Here is a 12327-nt window from a genome sequence, read left to right as displayed (position 1 = left end):
TCCTCCGAGGATGGACCCGGTTCGCGTTTGCTTCGAGATATTCACCGCCGCCTGCGCCGGAACCTGGGTGCTCTCACTGCTCACCCGGGAATACTCCTGGACGGACCGCATCTGGTCCATAGTTCCGCTGGCCTATTTATGGGTTTTTGCCGTTGCGTCCGACGGCGACCACAGGGTAACGCTGATGGCGGTCCTGGTTACGCTCTGGGGCGTCCGGCTGACGTTCAATTTTGCCCGCAAGGGCGGTTACGCCCCGGGCGGCGAGGACTACCGGTGGGGGATCCTGCGCCAACGGCTGAAGCCGTGGCAGTTCCAGGCCTTCAACCTGCTGTTCATCAGCATCTATCAGAACGTCGTCATCTGGGTGATGACCCTGCCGGTGCTGACCGCCTACCAACACCCCGGAGCACTCACGGGCTGGGACTGGCTGCTGTCGGTCCTGTTTCTGGCCGCACTGGCTTCAGAGACCGTGGCGGACCAGCAGCAGTGGAACTTCCAGCAGTGGAAAAAGGCCCTGCGGACCGCCGGACGTATTCCGTCGGCCGACTTCCTCCAATCGGGACTGTTCCGGTACTCGCGCCATCCGAACTTCTTCTTTGAACAGCTCCAATGGTGGCTCTTCTACGGTTTCGCCGTCACCGCCTCGGGGGAGTGGCTGCATTGGACGCTGGCAGGCCCGGTCCTGCTGACCCTGCTCTTCGCCGGGTCCACCGCCTTCACCGAGAGCATTTCCCTGGCACGCTACCCCGACTACGCACGGTACCGGCGCCGGACCTCCCCACTCGTTCCGCTTCCTCCACGGCTAGGTTCAAAGCACGCCCGCTAGACGGGGAGGCAGGCGGAATGCTGGGTGGGTCGCCGGGCCCTGATCCGGGCACAGTGTCCCACTGGGTGGGGCCGCTGTTGCTTCCTGTTGTCACAGGTTTCACAGGAGCACCACGCGGTGGGATCCTCTGCGGCGGAGTGGGTCGCCAGCCCTTAACCCGCGCCAGCAGCTGTCTCCTCAGTCACATTCGACGGTTTTGGGAACGGCAGGTTCTTCTACAGGTGTTGAATAGGGCAGGATAGAAACAATCCGGTCCTGTTCCTGTCGAACCACGAGGCCGGCTACAACTCAAAGCTTGCGGCGTCCCCCAGCGCCGCGGCATAGAAGGGCTTCGCTTCGGCGGGGCCCTTCCGTGTATCTGAGAAGATTAGTCCCATGCCCGGACTGCACCCCCTGAAGCCGCATCGGCACTCACCGTCGGATGAGCCGCGGATAACGCGCACCCGGGATGCGCTCGAGGCAGGACTGTGGGAGCTGCTTCGGGACCACGAACTCGCGGAGATCAGCGTGGCTGCACTCTGCCGGCAGGCCGGGGTGCACCGCACCACCTTCTACGGACACCACCGGAACATTTTCGACTTCGCCGGTTCGGTATACGCCGGCGTCGTGGACCGGCTTGGCACAGTTGAACTGGACCAACGCGGCACCGGCCGGACAATCGCGGAGATCGGGGACCTGTACGTCGAGTCCATCCGGCAGATCCTGCAGCACACCAAGGCAGAACAGCGGGTCTACCGGGCACTTTTTCACACCGAGACCTTCCTCGGCATCCTCGCCGACCAGCTAAACGTGCGGATTCTTCTGGCACTGCATGTCTGGCGGGCGCACAACGCGCCGCCCCCGGCCCTGGACCTGGACGCGACCGCGGCCTTCCTGGGCGGCGCCTATGCCTCCTGGTTCGAACAGTGGGTGGTCAGTGACGACGACGACGTCGAAGCCCGGCTGGCCACGCTGCGTCACCTGCTCCCGTGCTGGTGGCCGAGGGACGGCTTCCCGGAGGACTAGGGCTTCGCCGCGTGCCTTGGTGACGGGGCAGGGATCCAGTGTCCACTCTTGCCCGGCCGCAGGGAAGCCGCTTAGCTTCCCGGAAGTGACCTATTCGGGGGAGTGGAAATGAAGCCGTGGATAAATCCCATGGACCGCCGGGCGCGCTGGTACTGGTCGTCTCTCAGCGTGGCCGCGGCGACCGTTGTTCTGGGTACCGCTCTGCTGTTGAATCCGGAGTCCGGCAGGGGTGGTGGATACCTCTAGTCCTGGTGATCGGCGGAGTGGTGTTTTGGGGCGCCTCGTCACAGCGGAAGCGCGCTGCGGAAGAGTTCCGGGTGGGACCGCCGGCGGAGGGCAGCAGCGCCACCAAGAATACCTAGAGCCGGTGCAGGGATCCGCGCAGCGAGGCCAGGTCCGGGTAGCCGTTGACCGCCATGGTCAGGTCCGCTTCAGCGAGCAGGCTACGCATCACATGGGTGATTCCCGCCTGCCCGCCCGCCGCCAGACCGTAGACATAGGGCCGGCCGATCCCCACCGCCGTCGCGCCGAGTGCCAGTGCCCGCAGCGCGTCCACACCGGATCGCACGCCGGAATCGAAAAGCACGGGCGCGCCGTCGGCCGCCTCAACGACGCCCGGCAGGCAATCAATTGCCGGGATGCCGCCGTTGGCCTGCCGTCCGCCGTGGTTGGAGCAGTAAATGCCGTCCATTCCGCCGTCCAGTGCGCGCCGGGCGTCTTCGGGGGAGCAGATGCCTTTGAGGATGATCGGCAGCGACGTCATGGATCGGAACCAGTCCAGGTCCTCCCACGTCATCGTGGGGTTGCCGAACAGTGAGGCCCACAGCATGACGGCAGCGGCGGGATCCGGAGACCCCTGGTCGGCCAGGAGCTTCCGGAACCGGTCATCGGTCAGGTAATTGGCCAGGCACTGGCCCGAAAGCATCGGCAGGTACGCGGCACTGAGGTCGCGGGGCCGCCAGCCGTTCACCCACGTATCCAACGTGATGACGATGCCCGAGTACCCGGCTGCTTCGGCACGGTGCACCAGGGACTCGGCCAGCTCCCGGTCGGCGGGCGGGTAGAGCTGGAAGAACCCGGGGGTTTCACCGGCGGCGGCACGGACCTGTTCCAGCGGAGCGGAGGAGAGGGTGGAGGCAACCATCGGGATGCCCAGCTCCGCGGAAGCCGCAGCCGTCGCCAGGTCGCCGTCGTCGGCCACGGCACCCAGCACGCCCACCGGAGCGAAGAACAGGGGAGACGGCAGCCGGTGGCCCAGCAGATCAATGCCCATGTTGCGCTGGGCGGCTCCGACCATCATGCGCGGCATGATGCCAAGCCGCTCAAAGGCAGCCACATTGGCACGTTGGGTGTGCTCGTTTCCGGCACCGCCCGCAACGTAACCCAGAATCCGCGGATCCATCCTGCTTTCTGCCAACTCCTCCATGCCGGCCGAGCTCATCGGCAGATCCGGCAGGACGCCGCGTGCGCCGTTCATGTAGATGCCAAGCTGATAATCGCCGTAGTTCGTGCTCATGGAGGCTCCGCCTTTTCTTTCCGGCCGCTTTGCCGGTTTTCCGCTTTGCCCGGGATGCTACTCCAGCGGCGGCGGGGCATCCTGCCGACCCGCGGCGAAACGTTCCAGCCGTTCCTCAAGTCCGGCGCGGACTGCGGGCCATTCGTCGGACAGGACCGAGTACACCGCGGTGTCCCGCCAGCTGCCGTCGGCGCGGCGTTTGTCCCGGCGCCGGATGCCCTCGAAAACGGCACCGATCCCGCTGATCGCCGCACGGGAACGGGCATTGAGCGAGTCCGCCTGGATGCTGATCCGTCCGAAACCGGCTTCAAAGGCGGAGCCGAGCAGGAGCAGCTTCGTTTCCGCGTTGACCGCCGTTCCCCAGACAGCGGGAGCGTAGGCGGTCCACCCCAGCTGCACGGATTCGCCCGACAGATCCAGGTCAGCGAGGCTGCTGGTTCCCACGACGGCGCCCGGATGGTTTCCGTGGACCAGCCGCACCGCGAACGGCAGCTCATTCCACCGGTAGTAGGCCTGGGCCCACGCTGTGAACCCGTCCAGATCGGTGTGCAGGCCGGCCGGACCGCCGCCGTAGCCGCCGGCAAAGACCTCCGGTACCGCAATGGCTCGATGCAGGTCCGGGATCAGGTCAAGGGTGAGCGGCTCGAGCCGGACAAACCGGCCGGAAAGAACCGAGCGTTGGGGCAGTGAGGCGCTCATGCCGGCGGTCCGGCGTCGTCCGCCATGGCCTACCCCGCCGTGACCTGGAACTTGTTGCGCCAGTCCGTAATCAGCCATTCGCCTGCGCCCTGCCCCGGCCGAGAGCAAAGCGTCATGGACGCCTCGATGATCTGCGTATCTGTTCCCGGTTCCCCGGCACCGGGGGCCACTTCCATTTCCGCGGCCACGTAAATCTCGGTGACGATGCTCTTGTTGTCCTCGGCCAGCCACACGTCAACGACTTCGATGTCCAGCTTCGTGAAGCGGGACCGGTCGGATTCGTAGATGTACCGGTAGGAATCGCCGTAACGCTCCTGGTGGAAGGTGCTTTGCATAACGATTCCGCCAAAGGGCGAACCGTCACTAAGGCTCTGCCGGGCCATGCCTTGGAGCTCTGGGGCGATCCGTTCCCCATTTTCGGCCCACCATTCCTCCGGCATCCACGCACCGCCGTTGAGCGGGGAGTCGAGTCCCTCCTCGACCATAAAGGCCAGGTTGCTCCGGTGCGCTTCCTCGATTTGCTCCTGCGAGTACAGGGAAAGCAGGTTCGGCTCCACCACCGCCGGATCGAGGGTCCATGCCGGATCGTCTTCGGCCGGCGAGACCTGCAGGTAGGTTCCCTGGGCCGTCTCCACGTTGCCCTTGACTCCCCGCCCGCGCTGGGAAGCGGACGACGTCGGCGCCGGGGTTGTCGTTGGCGTGGGGGAGGGCTTTGCCTTGGGTGATGCTTTTTCCGTCGATTTGAAGGACGGGGAAGCCGACGGCGGGGCGCTGGCCGGGGCCTTGCTGGTTTCCGTGCCGGCCGGGCCGTTGCCGCAGCCGGAAAGGACGGTTACCAGCAACGCCAGACCTGCTGCCGCAAAAGCCGGGCGCAGGCCGGTGGATGTACCCATGGTTAGAAATTCCCCCATTCGAACCACGCCCTGGCCGGGTGTGGAAAGCGCCAGTATAGGCTCAAGGATTTCAGCTGGCGCCTCGGCGGGCGGTCCGGCGTGTTCGCTGCCGTGCGGAGCGGAAGACAAAAAAGATCCCGATCCGTTTCCGGATCGGGATCTTTTTCTTGGTTGCGGGGGCAAGATTTGAACTTGCGACCTCTGGGTTATGAGCCCAGCGAGCTACCGAACTGCTCCACCCCGCGGCGTGGTCTCAACTTTACCGCAGATCCGCCGCACAGCGTAATCCAGTGGCGGGGCTCACAATTCCTGCCGTCCCGTTCGGTACGCTGGGGCGGGTGAGCCTGCCGAAAACCGATACCGCCGTCACCTATCCCGCCGGAGCCCTGACGGGCACGGGAGCCGTACTCCACTTGGAGACACTGCCGGGCGGAAGGCTTGCGGTGTTGCTGGATACCACTCCCGTTCACCCGGTGGACGCCGGCTGGCCGGACCAGGGGCCGGACCTGGCCACGCTAACGACGCCGGACGGCCGTGAGGTACCCGTGCTTGACTGCGTGCTCGGGGCCACGGACGGCACCGCACTGTTCCTGGGCCGGGACATCCCGGTCCGCAAGGGCACCGAGGGCTGGGTGTTCGCGGTGGTTCATGTGCTGTCGGGGGATACCGGCATTGCGGAGGGAGACCGTGTCGGGGTCCGGGTGGACGGCGAACACCGGGCCGCGCTTTCGGCCGGTCACACAGCCTGCCACCTGGCGTCCCTGGCCCTGAACCGGCAGCTCGCCGGCGCCTGGAAGAAAGAGGTGCAGGTGGATGCGGCGGGTAACCCGAACTTCGACGCCCTGGCGATCGAAACATCGACGATTCTGCCCGGAGGCTCCCGGGACGTTTACCGGGTGGGGAAATCACTGCGGCGGAAGGGCTTTTTGCCGGACGCGCTGCTGACGGACCTGGCGGCCGTGGAAAAGGGTGTGAACGCAGTGTTGGCCGAGTGGGTGGCCTCCGACGCAGAGGTCCGCATCGAGCGGAAATCGGACCTTCTCACCGGTATGCGGCGCTGGGTCTGCGAACTGCCCGGCGGCTCGGTCAGCATTCCCTGCGGCGGCACCCATCTGGCCTCGTTGGCAGCTGTTTCCGAGATTGAAGTGCGGTTGAGCTGCGAACCCGGCGAGGGAGCCGCGGAAGTAGTTATGGATACCATTTGCACCCGCACCGGATCGGCTTAGTCGGCAAACGTTTCCCGGCCTGCCGCCGCGGTTATTCCTCATTGCCCCATTCCGCAAGCATTCCCCGCTGTCCCGTGCCTCCGGAAATGCTTTGCGCCAATTGATCCGGTGACCCGTGGATAGCCCTTGCCCACTCGAATGGATGAACGTAGTGTTCCGCCCACGTGAGCGGAACCGCTGTCTCAAATGAGCAAAGGTGACCAGATGAGATTTCGACGCAGCAGGGGGAATCGCAACCACCGCCGTTACCGGCTTCGAGCGGGTTTGGCCTCCGCGGCAGCAGCCGCCCTGGTGCTGACCGGCTGCGGCGGTTCTGAGGCGGAGGGCAGGGATGAGATTGTCGTAGCAATTGTCTCCAACCCGCAGATGCAGGACGCAATCACGCTCCAGGACGAATTCAAGGCCCAGTATCCGGACATTGACGTCAGCTTTGTATCCCTTCCCGAAAACGAGGCGCGAGCGAAAATCACCGCCTCTGTTGCCACACAGGGCGGGGAATTCGATGTCGTGATGATCTCCAATTACGAAACGCCGATGTGGGCGGAAAACGGCTGGATCACTAATCTCCAGGACTATGCCGATTCCACCGAAGGATATGATCCCGACGATTTCGTCCCCACTATCCGTGAGGCGCTGAGTTACGAGGGAGACCTCTACTCCGTTCCGTTCTACGGTGAATCCTCCTTCCTCGTCTACCGGCAGGACCTGTTCGACGAAGCAGGCCTGACCATGCCGGAAAGCCCCACCTGGGACGACATCCGCGGCTTCGCCGAAGCACTCAACGATCCGGAGAACAATATGTCCGGTGTCTGTCTGCGCGGGCTGGCCGGCTGGGGTGAGGTCATGGCGCCGCTGGACACCATGATCAACACCTACGGCGGCCGGTGGTTCGACGAGGACTGGAATGCCCGTTTGGATGAGCCCGTAGTGGAAGAAGCCGTCACCGATTATGTGGACCTGGTGCAGAACTACGGGCAGGCCGGTGCCGCCACCAGCGGCTACGGGGACTGCCTGACCCTCTACAGCCAGGGAAATACGGCCATGTGGTACGACGCCACGGCCATGGTTTCCGCCATTGAGGACCCGGCGTCTTCACTCGTAGTCGGGAAAAGCGGATACGCGCCGGCACCCGTCAAGGAGACGGAGTCCGCCGGCTGGCTTTACAGCTGGTCCCTGGCCATCCCCACCACCAGCAACTCCAAGGACGCTGCCTGGGACTTTGTTTCCTGGATGACGGATAAGGAATACATCCAGCTTGTGGGCGAGGAGATCGGCTGGGAACGGGTGCCGCCGGGCAGCCGGCTCTCCACCTATGAGATCCCCGAATACGCCGAGGTGGCCGAGGCCTATGCCGAGCCGACCCTGGATGCGATGGCCGGGGCATCCCAGGAAAACAGCATGGTCCGCGGTGTGCCCTACACCGGCCTCCAGTTTGTCGGTATCCCGGAGTTCCAGGATCTGGGCACGCGGGTGGGGCAGCAGATATCGGCGGCCATAGCCGGGCAGCAGACAGTCCAAGAAGCGCTGGAACAATCCCAGGGCTACGCCGAAACGGTGGCGGAAAGCTACCAGGACGGAGCGGGTTAAATGTCCACGTTGGTTGAGCGGCAACAGGTCCGCGCCAGGAAGGCCGCAACGGAGCGGGAGGGCGGGGGAATGTCCTCCGCCGAGGGATGGCGGCGGCGCCTGCCGTTGTTGCCGGCCCTGATTTTCACATTGATCGTGACGCAGGTGCCCTTCCTCTTTACCATCTGGTACTCCCTGCAGAACTGGAACCTGCTGCGGCCGGAGGGTAACCAGTTTGTGGGGCTGGGGAACTACATCGATATTTTCTCCGACTCCACGTTCCGCGGGGCGGCGCTGAACAGCGTCCTCTTCACCGTGGCCTGTGTTTTCTTCGCGATGTTGCTGGGCATCATCTTCGCCCTGCTGCTGGACCGCAGTTTCGCCGGCCGGGGAGTGGTGCGTACCCTGCTGATCACCCCGTTCCTGATCATGCCGGTGGCCAGCTCCCTGCTGTGGTCCATTTCAATCCTCAATCCGAGCTACGGCCTGCTGAACTGGATCATCGGACTGGTGGGCATCCCGCCGGTGGACTGGACGTCGCAGCACCCGATCGTGTCCATCCTGATGGCGCTGGTGTGGCAGTGGACGCCGTTCATGATGCTGCTGGTCCTGTCCGGGCTGCAGGCGCAGTCGAAGGACGTGCTGGAGGCAGCGCAGGTGGACGGCGCGGGGTGGTGGCGGACGTTCATCTCGGTGACGTTGCCGCAGCTGCGCCGGTACATCGAACTCGGAGTCCTGCTTGGCGCCATCTATGTGGTGAATACCTTCGACCAGATCTACCTCATGACCGCCGGCGGGCCCGGGACGGCCAGTGCAAACCTGCCGTTCTACATCTACCAGCGGGCTTTCCTTGGCTTTGACATCGGCCAGGCCGCTGCCATGGGCGTGGTGGTTGTTATTGCCACCATCATTGTGGCCACCCTGGCCCTCCGCCTGATTTTCAAGAGCTTCGACGTAAAGGACTGACGACGTGGCTACCCAGACTGCTGCACCTACTCCCGCCGGGAAAGAAACAACTCCCGCTGCCAAAACCGTTCGGAAACCGGCCCGGCGTTTCAACTCCGCACCCATCCTCACCACGGTGACATGGGTGCTGGCACTGATTTTCTTCTCACCGGTGCTCTGGATGGTGCTGACCTCCTTCAAGCAGGAGTCCGCCGCCGCATCCGATCCGCCGGTGTTCTTCTTCGCCCCCACGCTGGACCAGTACCGGGCGGTACTGGACAGCGGGGCCGGAAGCTATTTCGCCAACTCGGCGATTGCCACCGGCGTCTCCACCATCCTGGTGGTCATCCTGGCGGTGCCGGCCTCCTATGCCTTGAGTATCCGGCCGGTGAAAAAGACCTCGGACGTGCTGTTCTTCTTTATCTCCACCCGCATGCTGCCGGTCGTGGCCGTGATTATGCCGATCTACGTGATTGCCGGGCAGCTGAAGGTATTGGATAACGTGTGGACGCTGGTGGTGCTGTACACCTCGATGAACCTGCCCATCGCCGTGTGGATGATGCGCTCGTTTTTCCTGGAAGTGCCCGGCGAGGTGCTCGAGGCGGCGCAGATGGACGGAGCCGGGCTGATGAAGACCCTCCTGCGGGTCCTAATGCCCATGGTCGCCCCCGGCCTTGCCGCGACGGCATTGATCTGCGTGATCTTCGCCTGGAACGAGTTCTTCTTCGCGCTGATCCTTACGGCGGGCCAATCGGCTACGGTCCCGGTCTTCCTGGTGTCCCAGATGACCAGCGAAGGCTTGTTCCTGGCGCAGCTCTCGGCGGCGTCGGTGCTGGCTTCGCTGCCGGTGGTGATTGCCGGATGGGTGGCGCAGAAGCAGCTGGTCCGCGGCCTGTCCATGGGTGCAGTCAAGTAAGCGGCTGACGCTTTGGCCGGGCCGCATCCCGGCCCGGTCAAAGCGCGGAGTTCTGCTCCTGGACCGTGGCGTTGGAGGAAACCTCGAAGGTCCGCTCGGGCGGCTCGACACTGGAGGGATCCATCCACATGAACTCCCAGACGTGTCCGTCCGGGTCGGTTGCCGAGCCGCTGTACATCCCCGGCATACGCTCCTCAGCCGGCGCGTAGAGGGCACCCCCGCCGGGGGCGCAGGCGGCCAGGAAACGGTCCACTTCGTCCCTGCTGTCGCAGCTGATGCAGTTGAGTACTTCCTTGCCTGCGGAAGCCAGGTGCGGGGTATCTCCTTCGGGGAGGAAGCCTTGGTAGAAGTCCTCCTGCAGCAGCATCACCACAATGCTGTCCGAAATGACGATGGCGCTGGTGCGTTCATCACTGAACTGCGGGTTCTTGGTGAATCCGAGCCCCAGATAGAAGTTCTCTGCAGTCTTGAGGTTTGCCACCGGCAGGTTGGGGAAAATCATGCGTTCCATGTCTGGTCCTTCCTTCGAAGCCCGCGGGTGCGCTTCACTGCGGAGAACCCACGGTGGAGGTGCGTTCGGGTAACGCGCTGTTCCTTCACGTTCCCACTGCCCGCTCCCGCTGACAACGGGTAGCAGGAACGATCGGCAGCGGATCCGGGGCTCCGCCCTCGACGGGCTGTCCAGAAGGCCACGATTCACTTTAGAAAGGAAACCTCCTCCCGCCCTCAGCGGAAAGGGAACAGCAAGTGTCCGCTCTCGGCCAGCACCCGGACCAGCAGGTCTGCAGAACGCTGATCGCGGGGTCCTCGCTGCGGCGTCTGCCGGGGATCAGACTCGAGTCCGGGAAGACTGCGGCGGTTCTTCTTGGCCTGTCTGCGATTCATGGCGGTGCCTCCCTTGCCGCTCCCCTTTTGGGAGCTCAGGGCAACAGCAAACGTGCTCAAGTGCACTTGAGGTCAAATTTCCGTCACAGTTCTTCGGCTGTCCGCGAGCGTGCGCAACACTGGACCAGTGAACCAACGACCACGCCAACTGCTGGCTATCGGCGAGGTGGCGGAGCGTGCCGGAATTTCAGTTCCTGCCGTCCGCTACTACGAAGAGCGTGGATTGATCGTTTCCCAACGCACCAGCAGCAACCAGAGACAGTTCCCGCGCCACGTCCTGCGTCGGCTGGCTGTCATATCCGCAGGCCGTCGTATCGGTTTGTCGCTCGAGGAAGTGGGTGTTGCCCTGGGCGCCCTACCTGCGGACCGGGCGCCCACGAGGAGCGAGTGGGCAGCCATGAGTGCCGACTGGTCACGGATGGTCGCCGGAAGAATCCGCGTGCTGCAGGCATTGCAGGCATCCCTTGACGGCTGCATCGGATGTGGATGCCTGTCCCGGGACAGGTGCGGGATTTTCAACCCCGGCGACCAGGCCGCGCTGGAGGGACCCGGCTCCCGCTGGGAGCGCGAGGCCCGCGGTGAAGCCGGAACTGGTTTCGCATCATGACGCCGCCCATATTCCCCTTGTCCCAATAACTGCTAGTGTCACTGCTGCGAAGGCGGGCCGGGCACTTCCGGCTATCTACCTGGCACAACCGGACCAAGGGAGAAGCCATGAGCAGCACTTCGGACGATATTTACCTGGCCCAGGCCATTCGTCTTGCCACCGAGAACGTGGCCAACGACGGCGGACCGTTCGGTGCCGTCGTCGTCACCGCCGAAGGTGCGGCGTTTGAGGGCGTGAACCGGGTGACCGCGAACAACGATCCCACCGCGCACGCCGAAGTAACGGCCATCCGCAACGCCTGTGCCACTCTTGGCACGTTCGACCTCACGGGTGCGGTGCTGTACACCAGCTGCGAACCCTGCCCCATGTGCCTGGCGTCCTCACTCTGGGCCCGCGTGGACCGCGTGGTTTTCGCTGCGGACCGGCACGATGCCGCCAGCGCAGGTTTCGATGACGCAGTCTTCTATGAGTTCTTTGAAACGCCGGTGGAACAGCGTTCCATGCAGGTTGCCCAGCTGGCCGTGGAAGGCAGTCCGGCGATGGCTCCGTTTAATGCCTGGACCGCGGCGTCGGAGCGGATCGATTACTAGGCTCTGGTTCGTCCGGCGCTCGCAGTGGGCCCCGGGCGCCTAGAACCGGTGCTCCAGTGCGGCGCCGATGGTCTTGGAGTAGCAGGTTGACCCATCGGAGGCGATGTACGGGCCGAAGTTCGGCACCACCCGGTAGCCGGCGTTCTCGTAAAAGCGGTGGCCGTCCGGCTGGGCGGAGCCTGCCTCTGCCGTAAGGACAGCGAATCCCATCTGCTTCGCTCGTGCCTCCAACGCCCCGAGGACCGCCGTCGCCACTCCTGAACCGCGGGCATACGGCAGGACATACACGCGCTTGATCTCCGCCGTCGTGGTATCCAGCCGCCGAAGCCCGCCGCAGCCCAGCGGCTGGCCCGTACTGCGCTCGTAGGCGATGAGGAAAACTGCCGAATCGGACGCGCGCGGCGGATTGGGATCGTGTTCCGCAGTACCGTAGCGGGCGTCCAGTTCCGCCTGCTGGGCTTCGCGCAGGTCGGCACCTACGGGGTTGCTCCACGGCACTTCGCGGATCCGCAGGTGCGGGGTGGAGTAGGGACGGAATCCGGAAAAGGGTCGCAAATCCGACATGCTGCCTCCAGCGTCAGTGGTAGTGCTTCCACGCTAGGAGCCCGGGGTTTCGCCTGTGTTTCGGGAGTGTGCCGTCCCGGCAAAAGGAA

14 protein-coding genes and 1 tRNA gene are annotated in these 12327 nt (G+C 64.4%); 8 read left to right on the top strand and 7 right to left on the bottom strand.

Going from position 1 to position 12327, the window contains the following annotated elements; translation table 11 throughout:
* Positions 1-10 precede the first annotated feature (10 nt).
* Both LJ760_RS04960 and LJ760_RS04955 read left to right on the top strand, forming a co-directional pair.
* Positions 11-826 (top strand): DUF1295 domain-containing protein, encoded by an 816-nt coding sequence (locus LJ760_RS04960; protein ID WP_227920105.1) that lies wholly within the window; start codon positions 11-13, stop codon positions 824-826.
* A 375-nt stretch (positions 827-1201) separates the two neighbouring features.
* The gene (locus LJ760_RS04955; RefSeq protein WP_227920102.1) at positions 1202-1831 is read left to right on the top strand and encodes a TetR/AcrR family transcriptional regulator; all 630 of its coding nucleotides are present in this window, start codon (positions 1202-1204) and stop codon (positions 1829-1831) included.
* Between the two features lie 358 nt (positions 1832-2189).
* On the opposite strand, the gene LJ760_RS04950 is transcribed toward LJ760_RS04955, so the two are convergent.
* The 4 genes from LJ760_RS04950 to LJ760_RS04935 form a co-directional block, all read right to left on the bottom strand.
* A complete protein-coding gene (locus LJ760_RS04950; protein ID WP_227920100.1) occupies positions 2190-3347 on the bottom strand; it encodes an alpha-hydroxy-acid oxidizing protein in 1158 nt (385 codons plus the stop codon).
* A gap of 57 nt (positions 3348-3404) precedes the next feature.
* Entirely contained in the window at positions 3405-4046 is a 642-nt protein-coding gene (locus tag LJ760_RS04945; RefSeq protein ID WP_227920097.1) for a GNAT family N-acetyltransferase, read from the bottom strand.
* Between the two features lie 29 nt (positions 4047-4075).
* A complete protein-coding gene (locus LJ760_RS04940; protein ID WP_227920093.1) occupies positions 4076-4939 on the bottom strand; it encodes a hypothetical protein in 864 nt (287 codons plus the stop codon).
* Between the two features lie 168 nt (positions 4940-5107).
* Positions 5108-5184 (bottom strand) — tRNA-Met (locus LJ760_RS04935).
* Positions 5185-5277: 93 nt separating this feature from the next.
* On the opposite strand from LJ760_RS04935, the gene LJ760_RS04930 reads away from it, so the two are divergent.
* The 4 genes from LJ760_RS04930 to LJ760_RS04915 all read left to right on the top strand — a co-directional run bounded on the left by LJ760_RS04930 (position 5278) and on the right by LJ760_RS04915 (position 9592).
* Positions 5278-6165: a metal-dependent hydrolase gene (locus LJ760_RS04930; RefSeq protein WP_227920091.1), complete on the top strand. Its 888-nt coding sequence runs from the start codon at positions 5278-5280 to the stop codon at positions 6163-6165.
* Between the two features lie 264 nt (positions 6166-6429).
* Positions 6430-7752 (top strand): ABC transporter substrate-binding protein, encoded by a 1323-nt coding sequence (locus LJ760_RS04925; RefSeq protein ID WP_227920088.1) that lies wholly within the window; start codon positions 6430-6432, stop codon positions 7750-7752.
* The gene (locus LJ760_RS04920; protein WP_227920086.1) at positions 7753-8697 is read left to right on the top strand and encodes a carbohydrate ABC transporter permease; all 945 of its coding nucleotides are present in this window, start codon (positions 7753-7755) and stop codon (positions 8695-8697) included.
* A gap of 103 nt (positions 8698-8800) precedes the next feature.
* A complete protein-coding gene (locus LJ760_RS04915) occupies positions 8801-9592 on the top strand; it encodes a carbohydrate ABC transporter permease (protein ID WP_227920933.1) in 792 nt (263 codons plus the stop codon).
* A 37-nt stretch (positions 9593-9629) separates the two neighbouring features.
* Here the strand turns inward: LJ760_RS04915 and LJ760_RS04910 are convergent, their stop codons facing one another.
* Both LJ760_RS04910 and LJ760_RS04905 read right to left on the bottom strand, forming a co-directional pair.
* Complete coding sequence (locus tag LJ760_RS04910) at positions 9630-10103, bottom strand: VOC family protein (RefSeq protein WP_227920083.1); 474 nt, start codon at positions 10101-10103, stop codon at positions 9630-9632.
* Between the two features lie 215 nt (positions 10104-10318).
* Positions 10319-10477, bottom strand: coding sequence for a hypothetical protein (locus LJ760_RS04905; RefSeq protein WP_227920079.1), 159 nt, complete (start codon positions 10475-10477; stop codon positions 10319-10321).
* 127 nt (positions 10478-10604) lie between these two features.
* Here LJ760_RS04905 and soxR point away from each other — a divergent pair, with 127 nt between their 5' ends.
* Both soxR and LJ760_RS04895 read left to right on the top strand, forming a co-directional pair.
* Positions 10605-11084: a redox-sensitive transcriptional activator SoxR gene (gene soxR / locus LJ760_RS04900; protein WP_227920076.1), complete on the top strand. Its 480-nt coding sequence runs from the start codon at positions 10605-10607 to the stop codon at positions 11082-11084.
* 107 nt (positions 11085-11191) lie between these two features.
* Positions 11192-11674: a nucleoside deaminase gene (locus LJ760_RS04895; protein ID WP_227920074.1), complete on the top strand. Its 483-nt coding sequence runs from the start codon at positions 11192-11194 to the stop codon at positions 11672-11674.
* A 39-nt stretch (positions 11675-11713) separates the two neighbouring features.
* Here LJ760_RS04895 and LJ760_RS04890 read toward each other — a convergent pair whose 3' ends face one another.
* Positions 11714-12238: a GNAT family N-acetyltransferase gene (locus tag LJ760_RS04890; RefSeq protein WP_227920072.1), complete on the bottom strand. Its 525-nt coding sequence runs from the start codon at positions 12236-12238 to the stop codon at positions 11714-11716.
* Positions 12239-12327: the final 89 nt, after the last annotated feature.

Source organism: Arthrobacter sp. zg-Y895 (assembly GCF_020731025.1).
GTDB lineage: Bacteria > Actinomycetota > Actinomycetes > Actinomycetales > Micrococcaceae > Arthrobacter_B.
Note: the sequence above shows the minus strand (reverse complement) of the source record. Positions and strands in the feature narration are given on the sequence as shown.

Bases quoted from the DNA above. Each gene is read 5' to 3' on its own strand.
- LJ760_RS04960 (WP_227920105.1), top strand. From the start codon at position 11: ATGGACCCGGTTCGCGTTTGCTTCGAGATATTCACCGCCGCCTGCGCC.
- LJ760_RS04955 (WP_227920102.1), top strand. From the start codon at position 1,202: ATGCCCGGACTGCACCCCCTGAAGCCGCATCGGCACTCACCGTCGGAT.
- LJ760_RS04950 (WP_227920100.1), bottom strand. From the start codon at position 3,347: ATGAGCACGAACTACGGCGATTATCAGCTTGGCATCTACATGAACGGC.
- LJ760_RS04945 (WP_227920097.1), bottom strand. From the start codon at position 4,046: ATGAGCGCCTCACTGCCCCAACGCTCGGTTCTTTCCGGCCGGTTTGTC.
- LJ760_RS04940 (WP_227920093.1), bottom strand. From the start codon at position 4,939: ATGGGTACATCCACCGGCCTGCGCCCGGCTTTTGCGGCAGCAGGTCTG.
- LJ760_RS04920 (WP_227920086.1), top strand. From the start codon at position 7,753: ATGTCCACGTTGGTTGAGCGGCAACAGGTCCGCGCCAGGAAGGCCGCA.
- LJ760_RS04910 (WP_227920083.1), bottom strand. From the start codon at position 10,103: ATGGAACGCATGATTTTCCCCAACCTGCCGGTGGCAAACCTCAAGACT.
- LJ760_RS04905 (WP_227920079.1), bottom strand. From the start codon at position 10,477: ATGAATCGCAGACAGGCCAAGAAGAACCGCCGCAGTCTTCCCGGACTC.
- LJ760_RS04895 (WP_227920074.1), top strand. From the start codon at position 11,192: ATGAGCAGCACTTCGGACGATATTTACCTGGCCCAGGCCATTCGTCTT.
- LJ760_RS04890 (WP_227920072.1), bottom strand. From the start codon at position 12,238: ATGTCGGATTTGCGACCCTTTTCCGGATTCCGTCCCTACTCCACCCCG.